This is a genomic window from Bacillus ndiopicus, assembly GCF_000612805.1.
Classification (GTDB): Bacteria; Bacillota; Bacilli; order Bacillales_A; family Planococcaceae; genus Metasolibacillus; species Metasolibacillus ndiopicus.
This window is the reverse complement of the sequence record NZ_HG964406.1, coordinates 361,127-383,093: the sequence shown is the minus strand read 5'-3', so window position 1 is coordinate 383,093 and position 21,967 is coordinate 361,127. Positions and strand designations below refer to the sequence as shown.

Here is a 21,967-nt window from a genome sequence, read left to right as displayed (position 1 = left end):
AGTTTTGAAAGAACAAGAAAATACATACTTGACTTTAATATGAAATATGTTATAATAATTCTTGTCTTTTAAAAATAGTCTAGTGATGATGGCAAAGAGGTCACACCCGTTCCCATACCGAACACGGAAGTTAAGCTCTTTAGCGCCGATGGTAGTTGGGGGCTTCCCCCTGTGAGAGTAGGACATCGCTAGTCTATCCTTAATAATAATATTCCGAAGTAGCTCAGTGGTAGAGCAACCGGCTGTTAACCGGTTGGTCGCAGGTTCGAGTCCTGCCTTCGGAGCCATCTTCTTGGAGAGTTGTCCGAGAGGTCGAAGGAGCACGATTGGAAATCGTGTAGGCGGTTAACACTGTCTCAAGGGTTCAAATCCCTTACTCTCCGCCAACCTTAAAACGACATTGGCCCGTTGGTCAAGTGGTTAAGACACCGCCCTTTCACGGCGGTAACACGGGTTCGAATCCCGTACGGGTCACCACTTATTAAATATGGAGGATTAGCTCAGCTGGGAGAGCACCTGCCTTACAAGCAGGGGGTCGGCGGTTCGAACCCGTCATCCTCCACCATTATAATTATCGCGGGGTGGAGCAGCTCGGTAGCTCGTCGGGCTCATAACCCGAAGGTCACAGGTTCAAATCCTGTCCCCGCAACCAAAAGGTCCCGTGGTGTAGCGGTTAACATGCCTGCCTGTCACGCAGGAGATCGCCGGTTCGATCCCGGTCGGGACCGCCATTTATATAATAAAAATGTGGGTCAGTAGCTCAGTTGGTAGAGCATTAGATTGAAGCTCTAAGTGTCGGCGGTTCGATTCCGTCCTGACCCATCATTTATTCCTTAATGCCGGTGTAGCTCAGTTGGTAGAGCAACTGACTTGTAATCAGTAGGTCGTGGGTTCGACTCCTATCGCCGGCACCATTTGGAGGGGTAGCGAAGTGGCTAAACGCGGCGGACTGTAAATCCGCTCCTTAGGGTTCGGCGGTTCGAATCCGTCCCCCTCCACCATTTATCTGAATAGGGGCATAGTTCAACGGTAGAATAGAGGTCTCCAAAACCTTTGGTGTGGGTTCGATTCCTACTGCCCCTGCCAGATTTTTTTATTGTAAAACTAATAATGGCGATTGTGGCGAAGTGGTTAACGCATCGGATTGTGGTTCCGACATTCGTGGGTTCGATTCCCATCAGTCGCCCCATTTTTTCTAAAATAAATATTTTATAGTGGCGGTTGTGGCGAAGTGGTTAACGCATCGGATTGTGGTTCCGACATTCGTGGGTTCGATTCCCATCAGTCGCCCCATTTTAATCTATATAAGTTGTTGGGGTATAGCCAAGCGGTAAGGCAACGGATTTTGATTCCGTCATGCCTAGGTTCGAATCCTAGTACCCCAGCCATTTGCGGAAGTAGTTCAGTGGTAGAACACCACCTTGCCAAGGTGGGGGTCGCGAGTTCGAACCTCGTCTTCCGCTCCATTTTAAGGCGGCATAGCCAAGTGGTAAGGCACAGGTCTGCAACACCTTTATCACCGGTTCAAATCCGGTTGCCGCCTCCAATTTTGTATAAATTGGAGATTTTTTTTCTTCATTTTTAATTAATATTTAGCGGAAGTAGTTCAGTGGTAGAACACCACCTTGCCAAGGTGGGGGTCGCGGGTTCGAACCCCGTCTTCCGCTCCAAATTTTTGCCTTTGCCAGTATGGCGGAATTGGCAGACGCGCGCGACTCAAAATCGCGTTCCTTCGGGAGTGTCGGTTCGACCCCGACTACTGGTATCTGTTTGAAGAATCCTTGATATTTCAAGGGTTCTTTTTTTATTTCTTGAAAAAACTATATTTCCTTATTTTTTATGTAAAAAATTTAAATAGGAAAAAAACACTAAGCGTAATTTTAATAGAAAGCTGTAAACATAAGATATTAAGTCAATTAAGCAGAGTAAGGTCTCCTTTACTTTAGGTAGTAAACATTAGATAGAGGGTACTATGGTTCATTGACTTCTAAAATATATTAACATAAAATTTCCTTATTAATTTATGTATACATCACTAAATTATGGAGGGATATTATGACTGAAAATGATAATAATGAGGCACAAGGCTGGGATGCAATTGACCAAGCTGTAGAAGAAATATATGGTGAGCAACAGCCAGCTCATTATGGCACACTCATTCCATATGTACTTGGTGGGGACGATCCATTAGATGGTATTAGTGTTTATAAAAGCGAAGAGCCTGTAGCCCATTGGCATTTTGTTACCTATGGCTTTTCAGAGCTATATGAAAAAGAATCAGACAATGCAGAAGTGAGTGGCTATGGCTTTGAATTAACGTTCCGTTTAGTAAGAGATGCGAGTGAGGAAGAACCACCTGCTTGGGCTCTGAATTTACTACAAAACATGGGGAGATATGTATTTAATAGTGGTAATGTATTTCACTCTGGAGATTACTTAGATGCGAATGGACCAATTTGCCTTGATTCAGATACAAGTTTAACGGCGCTTGCTTTTATTAGTGATGTGCAGCTTTCTACGATGGACACACCTAATGGCCAGGTAGAATTTATACAGATGGTAGGTATTACAGAGGATGAGCTTGAGGCTATCCAAACTTGGAATACACGAGGCTTTTTAGCAGCTTGCCAGTCTTATATGCCATACTACATTACGAAATTAGAGCGACAATCCTTGTTAGCAAAGCAAGAAATACAAAAGGCCATCACACAAGGAATTGAACAAGATGGCTCTAGCACAGGCTATTTATTTAACGACCAGCTAGCATGGCAAGCTAGTGAGAAAAAACTGCTTAGTCAAAAGCCAGCACAATTAACAATAGGTGCTAAGCAGGCAGAAATAATACGTAAAATAATAAAAGGACGCCTTTTGAAAAATAAGACACTTATTCTCGTAGGTCAACATGCACAAATCACGTTAGCTGTTGGCGATGAGGTTGCAATACAAGAGGATGAGAATGGTGTAACACTAATACTTAATCATGAAGCAATTGCAGAGCTTGATACAATACTAGAGACTAAAGAAAAAACAGTACAACTTTCCACAACTAAAGATTTACAAATTCATATCGTAAAAACACATATAAAAGATGGCGATGGCAATGTTGTAGAAACAATAGGTTAAGCCATCAAGTCGATAAAGCAAATTTCCAAAAGGTGTAGGCGATTATGTTCTTACACCTTTTAAATATATTTTTTCACATCTTCTAGCAAGTAAATTCTCCTGGAGGCTATAAAATTGTTGTATCCTAGCCAATATTTACTTCCTTCTAAAAGATCTTCAAGTTTGGTTTTTAGGAAATTTTTGCTGTTTTAGTGTAACTATTTTTTCTCATCAATAAAAATTTATATAAGAAATGCAAGTTACTTTTTTTTGTAAAAATAATAAATCAAATAGATTACAATTATTAGAGCTTTCTGAATCATGTAATTATAAATGTATTATATAATAATAGGATAAAGAGAGAATATATATAATTTATATGGAAAAGAGGTATTTTCATGCAAATTACCTATAAAGAAATTTCAACTATACCTTGGCACCGTTTAACAACTGCATATGGCAGAGGGACAGAAATTCCTGAATTAATAAAAGCGGAGAAATATAATGAGCTTTCACAATTAATTGAGCATCAAGGCACACTATGGCAGGTCACGCCATGGGCTCTTCAACAGCTTTTACATACGTTGCCGAATCGAAAAATTACAGAGGAAGAATTACAGCTATATATTGCAGCAGCTTCCGCTTTTACATGGGAGAAGCTAGCATCTAACCCTGTGAGCCATATGGATGAATTGCTTCAGGAAAAATGGCTTTGGTCTGAAGATGACGAGGAAGATGAGGAGGAGTGGGAGGAAGAAGAGCCACGTGGCTATGAACAGAGCGCTTTTATTAGCTACTATGTTTACAGTGAATATCAAATACGTGAAGCGATACCAATATTCCAAAATATTGCACAGAAGCGGAAAGATTTAGTGCAAAGCTTGACAGAGTTATTTGATCTGTTAGAAAGTCGTAAAGAAATATGGGACAAGAGAGGAGGAGCACTATGAGTGTTTCTATTTATTACACATGTGAACGCAATAAACCTTTAACTAATGAAGAACAAGAAAAAGTTACCGCTATTGTTAATGAGTATAACGAAAATTTTCAATGGACAGATATCGGGGAGACATTTTATGTTTATGAGCAGGTTGATGAAGTAAATATCATTTTCCAAGGGTCAACTAAGCTTCCTTTAGTAGACGATTATGAGGTAGTGGTGCAAACGCTGTTTTATTGGCTGCAATGTTTAACAGATATTCGTAGAGCAATTTCTGAGGGAGATTGGCACGTACACTTAGATGATACAGATGCGATTTGGGACGATGAAGAGGGCTGGCATATGCCAAACTAAAATAAAGGGGCTGGATTGAATGAAAGAAATAAACTATTTAGAAACTATGTATAAGGATGATTATTATCCAAAGTTTTTAGTTGATAAAATTAAAGTTTTAATAGAGGGCGTTGTTCAATATTTAGAGCAAGGAACACATTCTTTAGAAAATATTCAAGAAAAATTCGATGAGATGACACTTGCCATTAATGATTTGATGGAGGAGTTTTATGAGCATGATAGCGAGCTTGAAACAGTTGCAAGGGACAGTATTGCAGAAACAGTAATAGATATATTGGAAGCATATAATATTGATATTGATGTGGAAGATGCTTTAGAAGAGCGTGATTGGTAAGGAGGATTTTTGGTGTTAGAAGAAATGCTAAACTACTTGCAGGATTGCTCGATTAAAATGATTTCTTCTGCTGAATGGTCAGAAAAGCAAGGGTTACTCGTTGTCCCTAGCTATAATTTGCTCGAAATGCTTGAAGATGTATGTGAGGAGCATATGTCTTTAAGCGACTATGTACAGCAACAGCGTCAAGAGCTACAAAATTTAAGTAACGATGATGTATGGCGAAAAATTGCAGAATCAAATCTTTTTCATTTAGAGCCTGAGTTGAGGAATTTAAACGGTAAAGGCTTTGAGGAAATTTATAAACTTAGCTCATCTAATACGATTAATGATTCGTTTTTAGACGAGGCGTATATAGAAAGTACTGTTAGCTCATTTGAATTAGATAAGGCATGGATTAATGAGCGTAATGAGTATGAAGAGGAGCAAGTGATTGTCATGAGCTTGCCTAAGGAAACAGCTTTTGAAGCTGCTTTGTGGATGCCAATGGGGGGCTTTAATGAATGTCCACTGCCTCTTTATCAGGCTGCTATTATGAAGAAGTGGCAGGAGCAATATGATGCTAAGCCTATCGCAGTGACACAGGATAGTTGGATATTAAGAGCAGAGGGTAGCCCAGCAACATTTGAGGAAGCATTAGTTTTAGCCAAAGAGCATGTTCTATTTTGTCAGTATGTTTTAGAGGAGTTTTCGACGATTGGCGAGTATGCGGATTATTTGATGAAGGAATCGGTTTGGTATTTTTGGTGGGATTAAGTTCAGTTATGCCACATATCTTTCGCAATGTTATAATACAATGGACTGAAAGAGGTGGGGAAATTGAATATTAGACCAATAAGATTAGTACAAGGAGATACTGTAGGTGTCGTAGCACTTAGTAGCCCATTAAAGATGGAGCAATTGCCATTAAAGCTTGAGTTACTTGAAAAATTAGGATTACGCTATAAATTAGGACAGACGATTGCGGAGTATGATGGATTTTTAGCAGGCAGTGATGAAGAGCGACTAGCGGATTTGCATACGATGATAGCAGATGAAGAAATTAAAGCAATTTTTTGTGTGCGTGGTGGCTACGGTATCGGTAGATTACTAGATAAAATTGATTATCAGCTATTGCAGGAAAATCCTAAAATTATTTGGGGCTTTTCTGATGTAACAAGTCTACATTTAGCGGTTAATCAATATGCCGATTTAGTTACCTTTCATGGACCAATGCTAAGTGAGAGTAATCAGCCTTTAGATGAGCTATCGGAAAAAATGTTCCAGCAATTATTTACACCGATTGAAATCTATTATGATGAACAGATTTCAAAGCTTGAAACGGTTGTTGGTGGTGTTGCCCGTGGTGAATTAATTGGAGGCAATTTGAACCGTCTTGTTAGTACGCTTGCAACAAAGTTTGAGGTTGATTTGCAGGGCAAGATTGTTGTATTAGAGGATATTCATGAGACACCAGATCGCATTGATGGTATGCTTAATCAATTGCGTTTAGCGCGTAAGCTAGAACAGGCAGCAGGCTTTGTCATTGGCGATTTTAATGGTGTAACAGAGGAAGAACTGTTACCAATTATATCGCACTATTTAAAGCCATTAAATAAGCCTGTATTAGCTGGCTTTAAACTAGGTCATTGTCAACCAAACATAGGTCTTCCACTCGGTGTAGAAGCGATTTTGGATGCGGATATGAAAGTGCTTAGAATACTACCTGGCGTAGAATAATAAAGAAGCTGCTCTGTAGGCAATTGCTTACAGGCAGCTTCTTTTCGTGGCGAGCGTTAGAAGTTAAATTGTCAAGTTTGTCCTATTCCGCATTTAGTTGGTGATTGGATATTAGTAACATAATGACAGGTAATTTGTTATTGGTTTGCATTTCAAATTGTGAGAACACTCGCTACGACTTGGCTTGGAGTCTCACCGCGCCAAGATTAGAAATACATAGAATCATCAAAGTCGATTTGCACTTGATAGTTTTTCGCGTTAATTATATTTGATAGGCGATGTGCCTGTTTTTCTAATTTAATAGCACGCACGCGATATTCTTCTGGTTCAAAAAGCGCAACATTATATAAAATCGTTTCTCCCATGCTGTGCATATAGCTTTCCTTTTCAGACATACCGAATGCCTTTGCTTGCCCAGCCTCAGCACGTAGCTGTGTAGCGAGTTCAATTGCTTCCACAATAGCAAGTTTTTCTCCATTGAACTCTATAAAGTTATCAATATTTGCACGGTAAATTAAACGATCTAGCGTACGTGCGTCTTTACGAACAACAGCTAAATCTGCTTCGACTTGCTGTATCGTACGACTAGGTGTTTTAGGTTCTTCACCTTTTTCTACAACAGTATAGGCGACAGTTGAAATTTCCATGGAAAGTTCACTAATTTTTTGTTTTAAGATGCTTTTTAATTTAATTGCCTCAGCTAATGAAATCATGTAGAGCCACCTCTTTTGTTGTATTTGTGAGCAGAGCGATGGAGAAGTCACCACCATTTACTTGTGTAAACATTTTGCCAGCAGCGGCAAGTAGCTTCATGCAATCTTCTTCTGTTTGCGATGGGCGCAAGTAAAAAATTTGCAAGGCTGACGTTGTTTGCTCCGTTACAGCAGTTCGCTTAGAGTCAACAAAAGGACTGCCAAACGCGCCGAGTTTGTCATGTGTATATAAAATGTTTTTTAGTGAGTTATGGCGCCCGTTTAAGCCTTCATAGCTTGTTTCCTCATCGCCAAGTGCTATTTCTATATCGCCTTGTAGCTTATCCATATCATATATGCCAATTGGCATTTCATATTGCAGTGAGAAGAAATTGTTTAAATCGACCGCTGAATGAAATGGTGTTAAATAATTTTGCTTAGCAACACGGCGCATTAAACTTTCCGCTGAATGACGGTAGCGATTTGGGTCCGCACCAAGTGTTTTCCACAGCTTGCGCCATTCTGCAATACCTGCTCGTTCTGTAACAGGTATTTCCTGCATTTCTAAAAATAAATTTTCCTGATAAAGCTGGGTGCGTCCTTTAATCATTTGAGGAGAATCTGACACAACAATTTTGTTATAATAAATAATGCCGATTTTTAAATTGTATGTAGAAAGCGAATCGTGCAATGAAATATTCATAAAATCACCTGCTATATTAAATTTGATATATATAATTGTAGCAATAAGGAGAGAAAAAGGAAAATGAATGTCACTGATTTACAGACAGAGCTAATTCTGTATGCTAAATCCATCGGTGTCGATAAAATAGGATTTACGACAGCCTCTCCATTTGTCGAGTTAAAAAATCGTTTGCGCCGTCAGCAGCAGCTAGGCTATCAATCAGGCTTTGAAGAGTCGGATATTGATAAAAGAACGGAGCCTTTACGCTTATTAGATCAAGCAGAGAGCATTGTTGCAATTGCTCTTGCTTATCCTTCGAAAATGAAGGATGCCCCTTTAGGAAAAAAGGGAGAGCGTCGAGGGATTTTTTGCCGAGCTTCTTGGGGGATTGATTACCATGTTGCTGTACGTGAACGCCTGCAGTTAATTGAGACATGGCTACGTGAACGCGTGCCAGATGTAAAAATAAAGTCGATGGTTGATACAGGGGAGCTAGTAGACCGAGCAGTTGCTGAGCGTGCGGGTATTGGCTGGAGCGGAAAAAATTGTTCCATTATTACGCCAGAGTTTGGCTCTTACGTTTATTTAGGGGAGTTGATTACCAATGTCCCATTTATACCAGATAAGCCAATGGAGGATGAGTGTGGAGACTGTAGGCTTTGCATTGATGTTTGTCCAACAGGTGCAATCGTGGAAGGCGGACAGTTAAATGCGCAGCGATGTATCGCCTTTTTAACACAAACGAAGGGGTTTTTACCCGATGAGTTTCGCGGGAAAATTGGCAATCGCCTATATGGCTGTGATACTTGTCAGACGGTATGTCCGAAAAACAAAGGAAAAGTCAATTGGATTCATGAGGAATTTATACCTGATCCAGAATTAGCAAAGCCTTTGTTAGAGCCGCTATTAACAATTTCAAATAAGGATTTTAAAGCGAAATTCGGACATGTTTCTGGCTCATGGCGTGGGAAAAAGCCAATTCAACGCAATGCAATTTTAGCGTTAGCTCATTTCAAGGAACAGCAAGCAGTGCCTGAACTTTTGCAGGTAATGAAAAAGGATGAACGCCCAGTTATTCGCGGAACAGCCGCATGGGCACTTGGTAGAATTGGTGGACAAGGTGTAAGAGAAGAGCTACTGGCAGCGAAAGAGCAAGAGCAGGACGTAGAGGTACTAGCAGAAATAGATAAAGGATTAGCACTATTAAAAGAAATTGATTGAGAGAAGGGTTTATTGTGCCATTGCATATTGTTTTATATCAACCAGAAATTCCAGCAAATACAGGAAATATCGCGCGGACATGCGCAGGAACAAATACGAGCCTACATTTAATTCGACCATTAGGCTTTTCAACAGACGATAAAATGTTAAAGCGAGCTGGACTTGATTATTGGGAACATGTCAACGTTGTGTACCACGATTCATTAGAGGATTTTATCGCTTATAGTAAGGATGGCGATGTCTATTTAATCGAAACATATAGTGACGAGCCGTTTACGACACATGATTTTAGTGACCAAGAACGCGATATTTATTTTATGTTTGGTAAGGAAACGACAGGCTTGCCGAAGGATTTTGCTTATGAGCGTAGAGAGATGTGTCTGCGTATCCCACAAAGCGACCATATTCGGTCATTGAATTTATCTAATACGGCGGCAATTGTTATTTATGAAGCGTTGAGACAGCAGGGGTACCCAGGATTAAAGTAGCAAATTGATATGGGATAAGTAGTGTTGAAAAATAGCAAAGCGTATTTTTCAACACTTTTTATTTTTAAGTGAAAAAATCGCAGATAAGTCATGAAAAACGCAGATAAGTCATGAAAAACGCAGATAACTAGGAAAAAGCGCAGATAAGTCATGAAAAAACGCAGATAACTAGGGGAAACCGCAAATAAGTCATAAAAAAACACAAATAAGCCATAGAAATTCGTAGGTAATTTAATAAAACCTGTCTTGTCTGCAGCGTTTAATAACTATTATACAGTGTTAACAGGTAGGCTTAAGCATACTTGGAGGCATGCCACAACGCTTTCAAATTGGGCAAATGCCTCCAATGAATAAAGAAGAGAATGGAACCAACTAATTTGGCCAACATCTAAAAAAGTAATTTAACAACGTTTTGGTAGCAGTCATTATTTTAATTATCGTATCTTTCATTATTCGAAAAAAAAGAACTCTAGCTAATGTACCTATAAAGTTATTTTAAGATAGGCAACTTCATATCATGTTGCCAATCCAGAATAAATGGCGCCTGTGTAGGATTTAAATTTGTAGGTAGTTCATTTTTGGCAAAAAAACAAAGTTCGCTACTTTCGTTATTCATTTTTAGTTGACCTGTATAGTTGTAGCTTTGTAGGATAATTTGAACGCTGAATACTTTATCACCGTTTGGATAAGTGGCAAACCCTGATTTACCAGAATACAGGCCAAATAAAGAAATATCATGTAGTACAAGGTTTGTTTCTTCTAAAACTTCTCGCTTTACCGTCTCTTCAAAGGTTTCGCCAATCTCCATAATCCCACCTGGAATGCCCCAGGTGTTATTGTCGATTCTTTTTTGTAAAAGAATTCGCCCTTTATTATCCTCTATGATTGCCCCACAGCCAATGGTTATTAATGTTTCATGTCCAATCATTGCTCGCATTGTTTTGATATAATCATTCATATAATGTTCCTTTATATATTTTTTAAATATACTTGTTAATTACTTGTTGTATTTTCGTTTGAATTGGTTCTCCTGCATAGATAGTTAAACGTACAAAGCTTTCATCAATATCTAGTGCTTCAGATAAGAAGCTGGCTAAACCGCGTGCTTTGCGGTCTATCTGCAATAAAATTTCAGCAAAGCTGTCTGATTGAGAAAGAAATGTTACCTCAAGTTCATCTAAACGCCCACGATACATAGGTGCTGTAGGTACAAATTCAAACTCCTGTAAAAAAGGATAGTTTTGGCGATAGCGTCCAGAAGCTGCCTCGCAATCTACTTTGTGTAGGTGAAAGCCAAGTTGTTGAATCGCCTGTAAAATTTGTGCAGCAAGTGGTGTTGGTTTAATTTCAATATAATCTTTGTCTGTTGGGTCAACAGCAGCTTTAATATCCAGCTCTGTATGAATCCAAACACGAGTTTTCCCCATTGTTACTGGCACATCTGTGGGAAGCACAAAGGAAAATGGAATACTATGGGACTCATTTGCACGAATTGTAAAAGCTTCGTTTAGTTTTATTCTTTTTAAAGCTGTTGTTTCATTACGCTTCGAATCATTTACTTCTCTTATATAATTCGTATATAAAGTTAAATAAATAGCATCGATTGGTTGCTCAATATTGCCTCCTTTTATTTCAACAATCCCACTAACCATCTCACCCGCTGTGTATGTAGTATGCTGCAATTTTGTATCAACTGTTGCAGCGCCTACCCCAACACTTGCTAAAATTTTATTAAAAAAAGACATATGTGAATCCCCCTATAATTTATTGATTATCATACGTAATGTTGGAGAAAAAAGTTTCAAAGAGATTGAAATTTATTTTAGAATAGGTGGCATATTTTTTATTGCAGCCAATTTAAAATTATTTGTAATAGAATAATATACTCAATGATTGCGTGCGTTACTTTAATATAGTCGTTCCACCTTTTTTTAAGAGATACTTACATTGTTATAAGTGAAAAAGCGATTCACCATAGTAAAGAAAAGGTGAATCGCCCAAATTTAAAGTTATCTTAAATCAATCGCCATTTCTTGCATTTTCGGTCCTTGCATATTATTCCCAGAGCCTTTACTATAGAAAATTCTAGGTGTTAAAAATAGGGTAGTTGCTTCGGCAGGTAATTGATCGATTGAAAAGCTCCATTCCATTGTACCTGTTTCTAGATTGCCATGTCCGCCATTGCTTTTAGCTTCATAGACGTTGCCTAAATTATCACGTACTTCTATAATATCGACAGAGGTCATTGGCCATTCCTCTAGAACGCTTTTTTCTATTTGTTCTGTATAGCGGATAATTGTAGACAAGGCATTTTGCTCAATAGCATTGATGACTACTTGAACTCCAGCAAGTTGCTGCTCAACATGGACAGTTTTAATAGCGTTTTGTAGTTTAGGTAGCTTAAACTCAAATGACCAATCTCCCTTATATATGACTTCTGAATTTGCTCGAATTGCAGAAGGCTGCCAGCGCACTAAAATTTCCTCTGGTGCATCGTCATCAAATAATGGTGTAATACTTTCAACACCGATGTATGTGTTGTCGTTTATTTTTTTTATGAAGCCTGTTCCCCCATAGCCACTAGCTGATTTTACATTAAAGGAGCCCTTGATAAATGGCTGTTCCCCTAAGTTTTTATCTGTTTCAATTGCATATGTCAGTGTCATAGACGTTCCGTCAAAGACAGCATTTTCAATCATGATAGAAATACCATCACTTGATTGCACCTGCTCTAAGACTGTAGCTAAATCGTTATAATTTTTATAAATTAATTGTGTATTTGTATATTCCACAATATTTTTCATAAACGGTATTTGAGCTGCAAGGGATGGGAAGGTAAATGGTGTGACCACCGTTCCACCAAATAATATAGCTGCAATAATCGCATATTTGCGCCAAGCTGCACGCTTCTTTTTATGTCCTAGTACATGCTTTTGAAGACGTTTTTTCTCAAGCTCTGTCACAGCTACAGGTTCTATTTCATCAATATTTAAGTTAGCAAATTGTTTATAATCATTCATATGAACAACTCCTTTAGTTTCGGCGATTGTGCCAGTTTTTTCTTGCCGCGGTATAGACGATTATCAACAGCTGCTTTTGTTAACGATAAAGCATCTGCAATTTCGATATTGGACATGTCTAAAAAATATTTCATTATAAAAATATCGCAATCGGGCTGCTCAAGCAGGCTAAGATGTAACAGCATTTCATTTTTTTGCTCTCGATTTAAAATAGCTTGCTCGCTACTGCTATTTGGTTGCTCATAGCGGTCTTCAAGCATTGCCTCACGCGTATTTTGTTTGTCTAGCACACGATAATAATCAATCGCCTTATACTTTGTAATAGTACCTATCCAGCGTTTAAAATCCCCAGGCTCACCTTGGAACTTCCCCGCATTTTGCCAAACCTCTAAAAAGACATCATTGACGCATTCATCAACAGCATTTTGCTTGCCAATAGGTGCTAATATTTTTAATGCTATTGCTTTAACAAATGGCAAATATTCATTAATAATATATTCTAGAGCGTCCTCTTTTTGTTTTTTTAAACGTTTTATAAAAGTATGCTGCATATACACAACTCCTAAATTTTTTGAAAAAGCTTTTTCATTAACTACAACGAAATCAATATGAAGGTATTCTCAATAAAATAAAAAAACTGCTCCAATAATTTTTGGAACAGTTTCAAGTATAGCTAAATTATTCACCATCTACAGTAAATAAGATGCGAATGCCATTAGGGTCTTCTACTGAAAAAATTTGTGCACCACCAAAGCTTGGAGCATCAACAAAATGTTCAACAGTAAAGCCTGCTGTTGTTAATTTTTCGCGAACTTGTTGTGCAATCTCAACATTTTCTAAAACGATTGTGAACGATTGTAAGCCGACGTGGTTTTGTGAAGGCTTACTGCCGTTTGCACTATGCCAAGTGTTTAAGCCGATATGGTGATGATAGTTGCCTGTTGAAATAAAGAGAGCTTGATGGCCGTAACGAGCAACAATATTATAATCGAGCACATTTGTATAAAATTGCTCTGTTTGCGCTAAATCAGCAACAGATAAATGGATATGTCCAATAATCGTGTCTTGAGGTAGACCGTTCCATTGACCATCAGCCTCTGCCAAAATAGGATTGAAATTAAGCTGCTCTGTGAACATCGTGACATTATCAGCATGCCATTGCCAGTCAACTGCTGGGCGATCAAAATAGATTTCAATACCATTGCCATCTGGATCATTCAGGTACAATGCTTCACTAACGTGATGGTCAGCTGCACCTAGACGTATGTTGTGTTGAACAAAATGCTGCACAATATTACCCAAATCTTTACGGGTAGGTAATAATAGGGCGATGTGATATAAGCCTGTAAGCCCCTCACGTAAAGGAAGAGCGTTATCAACCTCTATTAATGATAAAAAGCTTGTCGTCCCATCTACAGTTAAATAAGCATTTTTTTCATCTTGTTGTAAAACTTTAAAGCCAATAATTGTTGTGTAATACTCAAGGGAACGTTGTAAATTTGAAACTTTTAGCTGAACATGTGATGTATACATATTCGGTTTTTTATGAAAATTCGTTGTCATATAGAAACTCCTTTAGATTGTAATTAAGAACTTGGTTACTTTAAGTAAGTTTAAATACTTCAGTAGAAAAGTGCAAGAAAAAGCAACCGGAAAAACGATTGCATATTATAAATTAGATTGCTTATCAAATTTATGCATGCGAAAAAACACTCGTACAATGTACCGAGTGTTTCGCAGAAGTTACCTTTGAATGAAGGTAGTTAAAAATTAGTCTTTTTTAGCAAATGGTTTGCCTTCATAACCAGCAGTGAAGATTGCAGTTAAGAAAGATGCACAAATACCAAGAATTATTAATAATTTCATGGAAGTATCCTCCTCATGTATATAAACTCTTTTATTAGTATAGCTTATAAATATAAACTTTACTATGGTTATTTTGTGTCTGAAATGGTTCAAATCATGCATTTTGGGGAATAAAAAATAAAAAAGGAGGGGATTTAGAATGGAGAGAAATAATAAACAACCAACGAGCGGGCATATGGTAAATAATATGGAGGATTTAAAGCAACTAGGGAAGCAAATGGAACATATGAGGGATGGTCAGCAATTAGAAGAGGATGACCGCATTGTAGATCCACAACAATTTGATAAGATAGAGGAAAGAAAATAGCGGATAAAATACGAAATCCTAAAAGCTGTAGAGGTACTTACTTTCTCTACAGCTTTCTTTTATTTTAAAAATTCGTTTCTCGAAAGAATTCATGATTAGGTATATAATAAATATATTATCTTGATTCAGTAAATTCTTTATGTATTGAAAGCGATGCGTCAGATACATAAAACTCCACCTTTAAAGATGGTGAGATGAATACCTACTTTTTTTCTAGGATTTGGTTGGTATACAAACACTCACTGAATCAAGATAAACGCTCCGGCGGATGTCACAGATTTTTGAAGAGGAACTTTTCGAGCAAGCTCGAAAAAAATCTGGACGCAATTACGCCAAGGCGTAATTGATGGAAAGGGGGATGAAAATGCATTTGCAAAGTACAAAAAGGTTGGCAAATGGTGTAGAAATGCCGTGGTTTGGCTTAGGTGTTTACAAAATGACAGACCGTGATGAAACGATTGCTGCGATCACACAAGCTTTGCAAGTTGGTTATCGTGCGGTTGATACGGCTGCACTTTATTACAACGAAGCTGAAGTAGGTGAAGCAATTCGTCATTCTGGTGTGCCGCGTGAAGAAATTTTTGTCACAACGAAGGTTTGGAATTCAGATCAAGGTTATGACAATACATTGCGTGCCTTCGAAACATCGCTGAAAAAATTGGATATGGATTATATTGATCTATATTTAACACATTGGCCTGTAGCAGATAAATTTGTTGATACATATCGAGCTATTGAACGCCTTTATGATGAAAAATTAATTCGTGTACCAGGTGTATCAAATCATCATCAACACCATTTAGAGCAGCTTCTTGGAAAGGCAAATATTGCACCAGTAGTTAACCAAATTGAAGTGCATCCATATTTGTCACAGCAAAGCTTACGTGCATTTTGTGAGGAGCATAATATTGCTGTAACGGCATGGTCACCTTTAGGACGCGGTGGAGTACTAACAGATGAAACGATTCTAGCTCTTGCAACAAAATACGGCAAAACACCAGCACAAATCGTGCTGCGTTGGCATTTACAGCATAATATTCTCGTAATTCCAAAATCGGTGACACCACATCGTATTAAAGAAAACGCACAAATTTTTGATTTTGAGTTAACAAATCAAGATATGCAAACACTTGATGCGTTAAATCAAAATAAACGCTTTGGGAAAAATCCAGATAATTTTAAATTTGATTTTTAAGGGGGATTTATCAATGACAATTTCAAAAACAATTACATTAGCAAATGGTGTAGAAATGCCACGTATTGGCTATGGCGTATTTCGAATGAAGGAACATGAAGTAGCTTTTAATGGAATAACAGAGGCATTAAAGGCTGGTTATCGTGCAATTGATACGGCTGCTATTTATCAAAATGAAGAAGCAGTGGGAGAAGCAATTAAAGCTTCAGGTATTGAACGTTCAGAGCTATTTATTACGACAAAGGTTTGGAATGCAGACCAAGGCTTTGATAATACGTTACGTGCTTTTGAAACATCATTAAAAAAATTAAATTTAGATTATATCGATTTATATTTAACACATTGGCCAAAGCCAACATTAGCAGACACTTACAAAGCAATCGAGCGCCTTTACGATGAAAAGCTAATTCGTGTACCAGGTGTTTCTAACCATCATCAGCATCATTTAGAGGAAGTGTTTGCAGTAGCAAATGTAAAGCCTATGGTTAACCAAGTAGAGTGTCATCCGTCTTTATCACAAGAAAGCTTACGCGCATTTTGTGCAGAGCACAATATTGCAATAACAGCATGGGCTCCGCTTGGTACAGGTATTGTCTTTACACATCCTGTTGTGAAAAATTTAGCTGAAAAATATGGCAAAACACCAGCACAAATCGTACTACGCTGGCATTTAGAAATAGGCAATATTGCCATTCCGAAATCTGTAACGCCAGAGCGCATTAAAGAAAACTTAGATGTATTTGGTTTTGCATTAGCAGCAGACGAGGTTGCAGCAATTTCAGCATTAAATACATTCCACCGTACAAGCGCTGACCCTGATAATTTTGACTTTTAAAATGTGAAAGATGCCAAAAGGAAAAGAATCTATGATAGAATATAAATGTACATTTATTTAAATAGGGAGGATTTTCCGATGGCATCCGTATCACATGCAAATGCAAAAATTACACCAGAGCGCTTAGAGGAAGCACTAGCAAAGCGTGATCGCTTAATTATTGAATTATTAGTACAAGTATTAGATGAGCAATTAGTTATTGAACGTCCAATTTTACGTGAACGTCTAAGCAATCTAGTGCAACTATCAGATAGTGATGATGAGCTTAAAGAAACAATTTTTGCTCTAATCAACAAACTATAAGTTTGAAAAAACGCCAATTGGTTTAATAAGACACATAAAACACCTCTAAAATGGCTATATAGCCATTTTAGAGGTGTTTTTTATAGAAATTGATGTGCAAACATAAAGCCAACAGGAAGCTGCTCATAATAATTTTTGGATAAGGGATTTTTTCCAATTTCCCTTTGTAAACGAATCCCCACACCAAAAGTACCCCAATAGCCCATATTGGTAAGGTTAAAAAGAATTCTGGTGTTAAGGTATTAGCTTCACCTATAACCCCTTCTGCAACTAAATATAATATTACGTTATTGATTTCCGCTTTAGCATTTAAACATCATCTTCCTCTTTCTAGCTTTCCAAAGCTAATTTCACACCAAACAAAATAAGTATAGCGCCTGTTACACCTTCCATCGCTTTTTGTGTCGATGGTTTATTCATAAATGCTCGAATTTGGTGAAGCAAGTATACATAGCCGATAAACCAAATCGCAGTTAAAGCTGTGTATGTGACACCCATAATGAAAAATGGTAGCAATGGATCGGCGTTGGTTGCTAAAAACTGCGGTAAAAAAGTTAGGAAAAAGACAGCTACTTTCGGGTTTAACAAGTTTGTCAAAAAGCCTTGCATAAAGCTAGATTTGCTGTCGTTATTATGTGGGACAGCATCAACAAGCTGCGGCTTTCTTTTCGTCATAGCAATTAATGTTCTAATGCCAAGATACAGTAAATAAATAGCACCGATGTATTTAATAATAGAAAAGACAACGGCTGATTTCACGATAATTGCTGATAATCCAAGTACAGCAGCAGATGTATGAATCATTAAGGCACATAATGTTCCAGCCATCGTTTGTAGCCCAGCTTTTTTACTATTAACTAGCGTATTTTTTGTAACGATTGCGGTGTCAGGTCCAGGTAAAATGATTAGCATAATACACATAAATAGATAGAGTAAAAAGTTTTCCATGAGCACCCTCATTTCTTATATTGATATTGCTCAATATTTTAGCAGAAATGATTGAAAATTCACAATACTATTTATCGATTATTATTATATGCTCATGTGTGAATGGATGATGGAATTCGAGCTGGATTGCATGTAATTCATAGTCATTCGTTGCTGTTTGGCGTGCGTTATACAATGTATCACCAATAATCGGATGGCCTAAATGTGCCATATGGACGCGGATTTGGTGTGTGCGACCGGTTTCTAAAACAACGTGTACAATACAGCTATTTTTAAAGCGTTGCACTACTTCATAATGCGTCACTGCATGCTGACCTGATGCCGAAACAACGCGACGTGTATTATGATGGCGATCCTTCCCAATAGGCGCATTGATAACGCCATTATCTGTGCGAATATTGCCTTGTACTTCAGCAGCATATTTGCGAATAATCGTCTTTTCTTCAATCATACGATCGAACACAGATTTCGCAATCGGATGCTTAGCGATAAGAAGGAGCCCCTTTGTACCTTGATCAAGGCGATGCACATGCTCAGCATAGCTACCACCGTTTTGCTGAATATGCGTAATAACATGATTCATACATGTATTATTATCATTTGCATCATTTGGATGTGTTGCCATACCTTTTGGTTTTGAAACAATTAAACAATGCTCATCCTCATAACGGATATTGAGCTCACATTGCTCTAGTGCTTTGTAGCTCGATGGCGGACTAATAAAATTAAATGTTAATATCGTCCCAGTGGCAAGAGGTTCCTTCCATAATGCGGGAGTGCTATCTTGTAGCGTAATTGCCTTTGCCATGCGTAACTCATGAACGATTTTTTTGCCTAAGCGCCATTCCTCGCGCAAAAGCTCCTCAATTGTTAGACCATCCTGTTGAACTGTGTAAGTAAACATAAATTCCTCCTAAAAAATAAGAGGCGGTTGGATAAGTCCTAACACGCCTCTGAAAGTAAAAAACTTTTTTAAATGTAAGCTATATATTATTGTGCACTATTGCTTTGGAAAAAGCTTTTAATTTGATCTACATCATAGTCGCCAACCATACGCGTTACCTCTTTACCTTCATTGAAGTAGATAAGTGTAGGTGTAGCTTCTAAATTGTATTTATTCCATTCCTCAGGGAATTCTAAAACATTTAATTGATCAATATGAACTCCCGATTCATCTGCAGTTGGCATTAGTTTAGGTGTCATACGTTGGCAATGTATACACTCAGGGCTAAATAAATAAGCGTAAACCGGTTTTCCAGTTGCGATTTTTTCCTCTAATGCTTCTGGTAAAATAATGTTTTGATAGTTTTTGTCACTTAGCTGGTCAATTGTAGATTGTCTTAATTTTTTGTCACCGTATGGATTGTTTTCTAATTTACTGTTGTTTGAAATATTTGTTAAAACAATAATCGCTACGAATAATGCAACGATAATGCCTCCAAAAATAGCAAGCTTTTTCATCTTATTTTCCTCCTTTTAAAACGCGTAGCATATAAAAGCTAATTCCTGCAATTATTACGAATGCTGTTAATGCTAAAAATGGGATTGTAATAAATCCTAGCCAGTTAATATATTGCCCTGTACAAGGAACAAGACCGCAGGCAGGAGCGGATGATTGTAAAAAGTCCAGCTTCTGGATGCCATAATGATAAAGGGAAATACTTCCACCTATACAAGCAAATACAGCGGTTGTTAAAGCGATACGTGCATTTTTCTGAATGTAAGCAACCGTTGTCATAATGACGATTGGATACATTAGAATGCGCTGATACCAGCACAATTCACAAGGTGTGTACTGCCTAATTTCCGAGAAATAAAGCGAGCCTAGCGTTGCAACTAGTGACACTACCCAAATAGCAAGTAAGCCATTTTCTAATTTTTTGTTCATAATGGGTCTCCTACATGTCAAAATAAGTGATACGTATTGATTATTATAGAGATAATTCCAATAGAAGTAAAATGTCTAGATTTCGAATAATTTGTGAGCTGAATTTCACAAATACCTGTACGTTGAAGACTAGCTTCCATAAATTAATGTGAATCATTTTTTCAGCCAAAAGTATGAGGGAAGTGTGCATGCATTGATAGGCATTTCAATGATATGATAATGGAAAGAAATTAGGGGTGAATCATGAGTTTAAATCATTCAAACATTACGATACTAAAAGAAATTGCAGAACTGTTAAATGAAGAGACCGAAATGGTTCCGATGCTAAAAGGCGCTTTATCCAAATTTTTAAGTGGTACGAAATTTGATACGGGATGGATTTTTTTTATTGATAGTAAAGGGAAATCCACATTAGTTGCACATGAAAATTTGCCGCAGGCGCTCGCCAAAAATGATTGTAAACATTTGAGTAAGGGTGGCTGCTGGTGCGTATCGCGCTATCGTAATAATGAGCTGATGAAAGCATCTAATATTATTGAATGCCAGCGCATTGAGGGCGCAATAGGGGAAAGCGATGATGATACAGGTGGCATTACACATCATGCAACAGTACCCCTTCAGTCAGGACAGGAGCGCTTTGGCATTTTAAATGTTGCATCGAAAAATACGGTACGCTTCACAGAGGAAGAGCTTGAACTGTTAGAATCTGTAGCATTTCAAATGGGCTCGGCTATAAAAAGAATTTACTTAACGAGCCAGCAGCAGGAAATAGCATTAGTGCAAGAGCGTAATCGGCTGGCGCGAGATTTACATGATTCTGTAAATCAGCTTTTATTTTCAGTTACACTAACATCACGCGCGGGTATTGAAATGAGCGACCAGACTGAAATAAAAGAAACATTTAAAGAAATTCAGGAGCTGACGCAGGAGGCTTTGACAGAAATGCGTGCACTTATTTGGCAATTGCGTCCTAAAGGGCTTGAAAGTGGATTAATAGAAGCCATTAAAGTATACGCAGAAATGCTCGGTTTGAAGCTAGTTGTCAATGTTTCAGGAGTTATTCAGTTACCTTCACGTGTTGAAGAAACTTTATTCCGCATTGCACAGGAGGGCTTAAATAATATACGGCGCCATGCGGGGGTAAAAATAGCTGAACTTTACGTTACTATGACGCAAACAGATATTTTGCTCGTCATTAAAGATGAGGGTCGAGGCTTTGTTATTGATCCGAAGGCTAAAATACCTTCACTTGGTATACAATCTATTAAAGATAGAGCTCGTGCGATTGGTGGAACTGCTGATTGGGTGAGTGAACTTGGCAAGGGAACGGAATTATTAATCCGCCTGCCATATTAGGGGGGAATAAAATGATACGTGTCTTAATTGCAGATGACCATCATGTAGTGCGAAGAGGATTATTATTTTTTTTAAAAACGCAAAAAGACATTGAAGTTGTAGGAGAAGCGAAAAACGGGGCAGAAGCTGTAAAATTGGTGAAAGAGGTACAGCCCGACATTGTGCTAATGGACTTAGTAATGCCTGAAATGGATGGCATTCAAGCTACAAAGCGTATTAAAGCGTTGTATCCAGCCATTAAAGTGTTGATGCTCACAAGCTTTGCAGATAGGGATCATGTGATACCAGCCATTGACGCAGGTGCTTCTGGATATCAGTTAAAGGATATTGAGCCAGATGATTTAGTGCATACAATCCGTCAAATTATGCGTGGAGAAAATATGCTGCATCCTGATGCAACGACGCAGCTAGAGGAAGGATTACGTGAGGAAGAACAGAAACTTCATGTGTTAAATCCATTAACGCCGCGCGAGCAGGATGTACTAGCAGAGCTAACGAAGGGCAAAAGCAATAGAGAAATTGCTTCTTCATTATTCGTTACAGAAAAGACAGTGAAAACTCATATTTCTAATATTTTTGCTAAGTTACAAGTGCAAGATCGCACACAAGCAGCTTTATATGCAGTAAAGCATGGGCTGACAGAAGGTAGCGGGCAAATATAAAAGATACTGAAAAGTTGATTCACACTAAAAGTAATGGTGTGAATCGATTTTT

Annotated in this window: 25 protein-coding genes, 17 tRNA genes and 1 rRNA gene; 32 read left to right on the top strand and 11 right to left on the bottom strand. The window is 38.0% G+C overall.

Going from position 1 to position 21,967, the window contains the following annotated elements:
• The first annotated feature begins 78 nt into the window (after positions 1–78).
• The 24 genes from rrf (at position 79) to TY13_RS13235 (ending at position 6,449) form a co-directional block, all read left to right on the top strand.
• Positions 79–194, top strand: a 5S ribosomal RNA gene (rrf, locus tag TY13_RS13350).
• Positions 195–212: 18 nt separating this feature from the next.
• Positions 213–287 (top strand) — tRNA-Asn (locus TY13_RS13345).
• Between the two features lie 7 nt (positions 288–294).
• Positions 295–386: transfer RNA gene (locus TY13_RS13340), tRNA-Ser, on the top strand.
• 16 nt (positions 387–402) lie between these two features.
• Positions 403–477, top strand: a tRNA-Glu gene (locus TY13_RS13335).
• 12 nt (positions 478–489) lie between these two features.
• Positions 490–565: transfer RNA gene (locus tag TY13_RS13330), tRNA-Val, on the top strand.
• A 10-nt stretch (positions 566–575) separates the two neighbouring features.
• Positions 576–652 (top strand) — tRNA-Met (locus tag TY13_RS13325).
• 3 nt (positions 653–655) lie between these two features.
• A tRNA-Asp gene (locus TY13_RS13320) sits at positions 656–731 on the top strand.
• An 18-nt stretch (positions 732–749) separates the two neighbouring features.
• A tRNA-Phe gene (locus TY13_RS13315) sits at positions 750–822 on the top strand.
• A gap of 16 nt (positions 823–838) precedes the next feature.
• A tRNA-Thr gene (locus tag TY13_RS13310) sits at positions 839–914 on the top strand.
• A gap of 3 nt (positions 915–917) precedes the next feature.
• Positions 918–1,001 (top strand) — tRNA-Tyr (locus tag TY13_RS13305).
• A gap of 11 nt (positions 1,002–1,012) precedes the next feature.
• Positions 1,013–1,086: transfer RNA gene (locus TY13_RS13300), tRNA-Trp, on the top strand.
• A 27-nt stretch (positions 1,087–1,113) separates the two neighbouring features.
• Positions 1,114–1,189 (top strand) — tRNA-His (locus tag TY13_RS13295).
• 28 nt (positions 1,190–1,217) lie between these two features.
• Positions 1,218–1,293 (top strand) — tRNA-His (locus TY13_RS13290).
• Between the two features lie 20 nt (positions 1,294–1,313).
• Positions 1,314–1,388, top strand: a tRNA-Gln gene (locus TY13_RS13285).
• A gap of 3 nt (positions 1,389–1,391) precedes the next feature.
• Positions 1,392–1,466 (top strand) — tRNA-Gly (locus tag TY13_RS13280).
• A gap of 6 nt (positions 1,467–1,472) precedes the next feature.
• Positions 1,473–1,546: transfer RNA gene (locus TY13_RS13275), tRNA-Cys, on the top strand.
• Between the two features lie 49 nt (positions 1,547–1,595).
• Positions 1,596–1,670, top strand: a tRNA-Gly gene (locus TY13_RS13270).
• Between the two features lie 13 nt (positions 1,671–1,683).
• Positions 1,684–1,765, top strand: a tRNA-Leu gene (locus TY13_RS13265).
• A gap of 290 nt (positions 1,766–2,055) precedes the next feature.
• A complete protein-coding gene (locus TY13_RS13260) occupies positions 2,056–3,123 on the top strand; it encodes a suppressor of fused domain protein (protein ID WP_042476831.1) in 1,068 nt (355 codons plus the stop codon).
• A gap of 377 nt (positions 3,124–3,500) precedes the next feature.
• Entirely contained in the window at positions 3,501–4,052 is a 552-nt protein-coding gene (locus TY13_RS13255) for a hypothetical protein (protein ID WP_042476827.1), read from the top strand.
• Positions 4,049–4,396: a hypothetical protein gene (locus tag TY13_RS13250; RefSeq protein WP_042476824.1), complete on the top strand. Its 348-nt coding sequence runs from the start codon at positions 4,049–4,051 to the stop codon at positions 4,394–4,396. Before TY13_RS13255 ends, TY13_RS13250 begins: the two co-directional genes overlap by 4 nt.
• A 19-nt stretch (positions 4,397–4,415) precedes the next feature.
• Positions 4,416–4,730 carry a DUF5713 family protein gene (locus TY13_RS13245; protein WP_042476821.1) on the top strand — a complete coding sequence of 105 codons (315 nt, stop codon included), beginning with the start codon at positions 4,416–4,418 and terminating at the stop codon, positions 4,728–4,730.
• A gap of 12 nt (positions 4,731–4,742) precedes the next feature.
• Positions 4,743–5,486, top strand: a complete 744-nt coding sequence (locus TY13_RS21060; RefSeq protein ID WP_042476819.1) for a DUF4253 domain-containing protein — start codon at positions 4,743–4,745, stop codon at positions 5,484–5,486.
• 63 nt (positions 5,487–5,549) lie between these two features.
• Positions 5,550–6,449 carry a S66 peptidase family protein gene (locus tag TY13_RS13235; protein ID WP_042476818.1) on the top strand — a complete coding sequence of 300 codons (900 nt, stop codon included), beginning with the start codon at positions 5,550–5,552 and terminating at the stop codon, positions 6,447–6,449.
• Positions 6,450–6,655: 206 nt separating this feature from the next.
• Here the strand turns inward: TY13_RS13235 and TY13_RS13230 are convergent, their stop codons facing one another.
• Both TY13_RS13230 and TY13_RS13225 read right to left on the bottom strand, forming a co-directional pair.
• Positions 6,656–7,162, bottom strand: a complete 507-nt coding sequence (locus TY13_RS13230) for a hypothetical protein (RefSeq protein ID WP_042476816.1) — start codon at positions 7,160–7,162, stop codon at positions 6,656–6,658.
• Positions 7,146–7,844: a B3/B4 domain-containing protein gene (locus TY13_RS13225; protein WP_042476813.1), complete on the bottom strand. Its 699-nt coding sequence runs from the start codon at positions 7,842–7,844 to the stop codon at positions 7,146–7,148. The genes TY13_RS13230 and TY13_RS13225 overlap by 17 nt, the downstream gene beginning before the upstream one ends.
• Before the next feature lie 63 nt (positions 7,845–7,907).
• Here TY13_RS13225 and queG point away from each other — a divergent pair, with 63 nt between their 5' ends.
• Together queG and trmL are read left to right on the top strand one after the other, a co-directional pair.
• Positions 7,908–9,047: a tRNA epoxyqueuosine(34) reductase QueG gene (gene queG / locus TY13_RS13220; protein WP_042476811.1), complete on the top strand. Its 1,140-nt coding sequence runs from the start codon at positions 7,908–7,910 to the stop codon at positions 9,045–9,047.
• A gap of 11 nt (positions 9,048–9,058) precedes the next feature.
• The gene (gene trmL / locus TY13_RS13215; RefSeq protein ID WP_407637732.1) at positions 9,059–9,535 is read left to right on the top strand and encodes a tRNA (uridine(34)/cytosine(34)/5-carboxymethylaminomethyluridine(34)-2'-O)-methyltransferase TrmL; all 477 of its coding nucleotides are present in this window, start codon (positions 9,059–9,061) and stop codon (positions 9,533–9,535) included.
• A 490-nt stretch (positions 9,536–10,025) separates the two neighbouring features.
• On the opposite strand, the gene TY13_RS13210 is transcribed toward trmL, so the two are convergent.
• From TY13_RS13210 to TY13_RS13190, 5 genes are all read right to left on the bottom strand, one after another.
• A complete protein-coding gene (locus TY13_RS13210; RefSeq protein ID WP_042476807.1) occupies positions 10,026–10,493 on the bottom strand; it encodes an NUDIX hydrolase in 468 nt (155 codons plus the stop codon).
• Between the two features lie 22 nt (positions 10,494–10,515).
• Complete coding sequence (locus TY13_RS13205; RefSeq protein WP_042476805.1) at positions 10,516–11,280, bottom strand: sporulation protein; 765 nt, start codon at positions 11,278–11,280, stop codon at positions 10,516–10,518.
• Between the two features lie 264 nt (positions 11,281–11,544).
• Entirely contained in the window at positions 11,545–12,555 is a 1,011-nt protein-coding gene (locus TY13_RS13200; RefSeq protein ID WP_042476801.1) for a DUF4179 domain-containing protein, read from the bottom strand.
• Positions 12,552–13,106, bottom strand: coding sequence for a sigma-70 family RNA polymerase sigma factor (locus TY13_RS13195; protein ID WP_042476799.1), 555 nt, complete (start codon positions 13,104–13,106; stop codon positions 12,552–12,554). The genes TY13_RS13200 and TY13_RS13195 overlap by 4 nt, the downstream gene beginning before the upstream one ends.
• Positions 13,107–13,233: 127 nt before the next feature.
• A complete protein-coding gene (locus tag TY13_RS13190; protein ID WP_042476795.1) occupies positions 13,234–14,118 on the bottom strand; it encodes a VOC family protein in 885 nt (294 codons plus the stop codon).
• Positions 14,119–14,560: 442 nt separating this feature from the next.
• On the opposite strand from TY13_RS13190, the gene TY13_RS20895 reads away from it, so the two are divergent.
• The 4 genes from TY13_RS20895 (at position 14,561) to TY13_RS13175 (ending at position 17,061) form a co-directional block, all read left to right on the top strand.
• A complete protein-coding gene (locus tag TY13_RS20895; RefSeq protein WP_195891698.1) occupies positions 14,561–14,728 on the top strand; it encodes a hypothetical protein in 168 nt (55 codons plus the stop codon).
• A gap of 364 nt (positions 14,729–15,092) precedes the next feature.
• Complete coding sequence (locus TY13_RS13185) at positions 15,093–15,923, top strand: aldo/keto reductase (protein WP_042476792.1); 831 nt, start codon at positions 15,093–15,095, stop codon at positions 15,921–15,923.
• Between the two features lie 13 nt (positions 15,924–15,936).
• The gene (locus tag TY13_RS13180; protein ID WP_042476789.1) at positions 15,937–16,758 is read left to right on the top strand and encodes an aldo/keto reductase; all 822 of its coding nucleotides are present in this window, start codon (positions 15,937–15,939) and stop codon (positions 16,756–16,758) included.
• Between the two features lie 78 nt (positions 16,759–16,836).
• Positions 16,837–17,061 carry a hypothetical protein gene (locus TY13_RS13175; RefSeq protein WP_042476788.1) on the top strand — a complete coding sequence of 75 codons (225 nt, stop codon included), beginning with the start codon at positions 16,837–16,839 and terminating at the stop codon, positions 17,059–17,061.
• 330 nt (positions 17,062–17,391) lie between these two features.
• Here the strand turns inward: TY13_RS13175 and TY13_RS13170 are convergent, their stop codons facing one another.
• From TY13_RS13170 to TY13_RS13155, 4 genes are all read right to left on the bottom strand, one after another.
• A complete protein-coding gene (locus TY13_RS13170; RefSeq protein WP_042476785.1) occupies positions 17,392–18,009 on the bottom strand; it encodes a LysE family translocator in 618 nt (205 codons plus the stop codon).
• 67 nt (positions 18,010–18,076) lie between these two features.
• The gene (locus tag TY13_RS13165) at positions 18,077–18,913 is read right to left on the bottom strand and encodes an RluA family pseudouridine synthase (protein ID WP_042476782.1); all 837 of its coding nucleotides are present in this window, start codon (positions 18,911–18,913) and stop codon (positions 18,077–18,079) included.
• 86 nt (positions 18,914–18,999) lie between these two features.
• Positions 19,000–19,470: a thioredoxin family protein gene (locus tag TY13_RS13160; protein WP_042476780.1), complete on the bottom strand. Its 471-nt coding sequence runs from the start codon at positions 19,468–19,470 to the stop codon at positions 19,000–19,002.
• A gap of 1 nt (position 19,471) precedes the next feature.
• Positions 19,472–19,897 carry a disulfide oxidoreductase gene (locus tag TY13_RS13155; RefSeq protein ID WP_042476777.1) on the bottom strand — a complete coding sequence of 142 codons (426 nt, stop codon included), beginning with the start codon at positions 19,895–19,897 and terminating at the stop codon, positions 19,472–19,474.
• 243 nt (positions 19,898–20,140) lie between these two features.
• Between TY13_RS13155 and TY13_RS13150 the strand changes: the two genes are divergently transcribed.
• Positions 20,141–21,253, top strand: coding sequence for a GAF domain-containing sensor histidine kinase (locus TY13_RS13150; RefSeq protein WP_042476776.1), 1,113 nt, complete (start codon positions 20,141–20,143; stop codon positions 21,251–21,253).
• An 11-nt stretch (positions 21,254–21,264) separates the two neighbouring features.
• Complete coding sequence (locus tag TY13_RS13145; protein ID WP_042476775.1) at positions 21,265–21,915, top strand: response regulator transcription factor; 651 nt, start codon at positions 21,265–21,267, stop codon at positions 21,913–21,915.
• Positions 21,916–21,967 lie beyond the last annotated feature (52 nt).

Excerpts from the sequence above, each read along its gene's own strand:
- TY13_RS13260 (WP_042476831.1), top strand. The coding sequence starts at position 2,056 with ATGACTGAAAATGATAATAATGAGGCACAAGGCTGGGATGCAATTGAC.
- TY13_RS13255 (WP_042476827.1), top strand. The coding sequence starts at position 3,501 with ATGCAAATTACCTATAAAGAAATTTCAACTATACCTTGGCACCGTTTA.
- TY13_RS13250 (WP_042476824.1), top strand. The coding sequence starts at position 4,049 with ATGAGTGTTTCTATTTATTACACATGTGAACGCAATAAACCTTTAACT.
- TY13_RS13245 (WP_042476821.1), top strand. The coding sequence starts at position 4,416 with ATGAAAGAAATAAACTATTTAGAAACTATGTATAAGGATGATTATTAT.
- TY13_RS13230 (WP_042476816.1), bottom strand. The coding sequence starts at position 7,162 with ATGATTTCATTAGCTGAGGCAATTAAATTAAAAAGCATCTTAAAACAA.
- TY13_RS13225 (WP_042476813.1), bottom strand. The coding sequence starts at position 7,844 with ATGAATATTTCATTGCACGATTCGCTTTCTACATACAATTTAAAAATC.
- queG (WP_042476811.1), top strand. The coding sequence starts at position 7,908 with ATGAATGTCACTGATTTACAGACAGAGCTAATTCTGTATGCTAAATCC.
- TY13_RS13210 (WP_042476807.1), bottom strand. The coding sequence starts at position 10,493 with ATGAATGATTATATCAAAACAATGCGAGCAATGATTGGACATGAAACA.
- TY13_RS13205 (WP_042476805.1), bottom strand. The coding sequence starts at position 11,280 with ATGTCTTTTTTTAATAAAATTTTAGCAAGTGTTGGGGTAGGCGCTGCA.
- TY13_RS13200 (WP_042476801.1), bottom strand. The coding sequence starts at position 12,555 with ATGAATGATTATAAACAATTTGCTAACTTAAATATTGATGAAATAGAA.
- TY13_RS13195 (WP_042476799.1), bottom strand. The coding sequence starts at position 13,106 with ATGCAGCATACTTTTATAAAACGTTTAAAAAAACAAAAAGAGGACGCT.
- TY13_RS13190 (WP_042476795.1), bottom strand. The coding sequence starts at position 14,118 with ATGACAACGAATTTTCATAAAAAACCGAATATGTATACATCACATGTT.
- TY13_RS20895 (WP_195891698.1), top strand. The coding sequence starts at position 14,561 with ATGGAGAGAAATAATAAACAACCAACGAGCGGGCATATGGTAAATAAT.
- TY13_RS13185 (WP_042476792.1), top strand. The coding sequence starts at position 15,093 with ATGCATTTGCAAAGTACAAAAAGGTTGGCAAATGGTGTAGAAATGCCG.
- TY13_RS13180 (WP_042476789.1), top strand. The coding sequence starts at position 15,937 with ATGACAATTTCAAAAACAATTACATTAGCAAATGGTGTAGAAATGCCA.
- TY13_RS13175 (WP_042476788.1), top strand. The coding sequence starts at position 16,837 with ATGGCATCCGTATCACATGCAAATGCAAAAATTACACCAGAGCGCTTA.
- TY13_RS13170 (WP_042476785.1), bottom strand. The coding sequence starts at position 18,009 with ATGGAAAACTTTTTACTCTATCTATTTATGTGTATTATGCTAATCATT.
- TY13_RS13165 (WP_042476782.1), bottom strand. The coding sequence starts at position 18,913 with ATGTTTACTTACACAGTTCAACAGGATGGTCTAACAATTGAGGAGCTT.
- TY13_RS13160 (WP_042476780.1), bottom strand. The coding sequence starts at position 19,470 with ATGAAAAAGCTTGCTATTTTTGGAGGCATTATCGTTGCATTATTCGTA.
- TY13_RS13155 (WP_042476777.1), bottom strand. The coding sequence starts at position 19,897 with ATGAACAAAAAATTAGAAAATGGCTTACTTGCTATTTGGGTAGTGTCA.
- TY13_RS13150 (WP_042476776.1), top strand. The coding sequence starts at position 20,141 with ATGAGTTTAAATCATTCAAACATTACGATACTAAAAGAAATTGCAGAA.
- TY13_RS13145 (WP_042476775.1), top strand. The coding sequence starts at position 21,265 with ATGATACGTGTCTTAATTGCAGATGACCATCATGTAGTGCGAAGAGGA.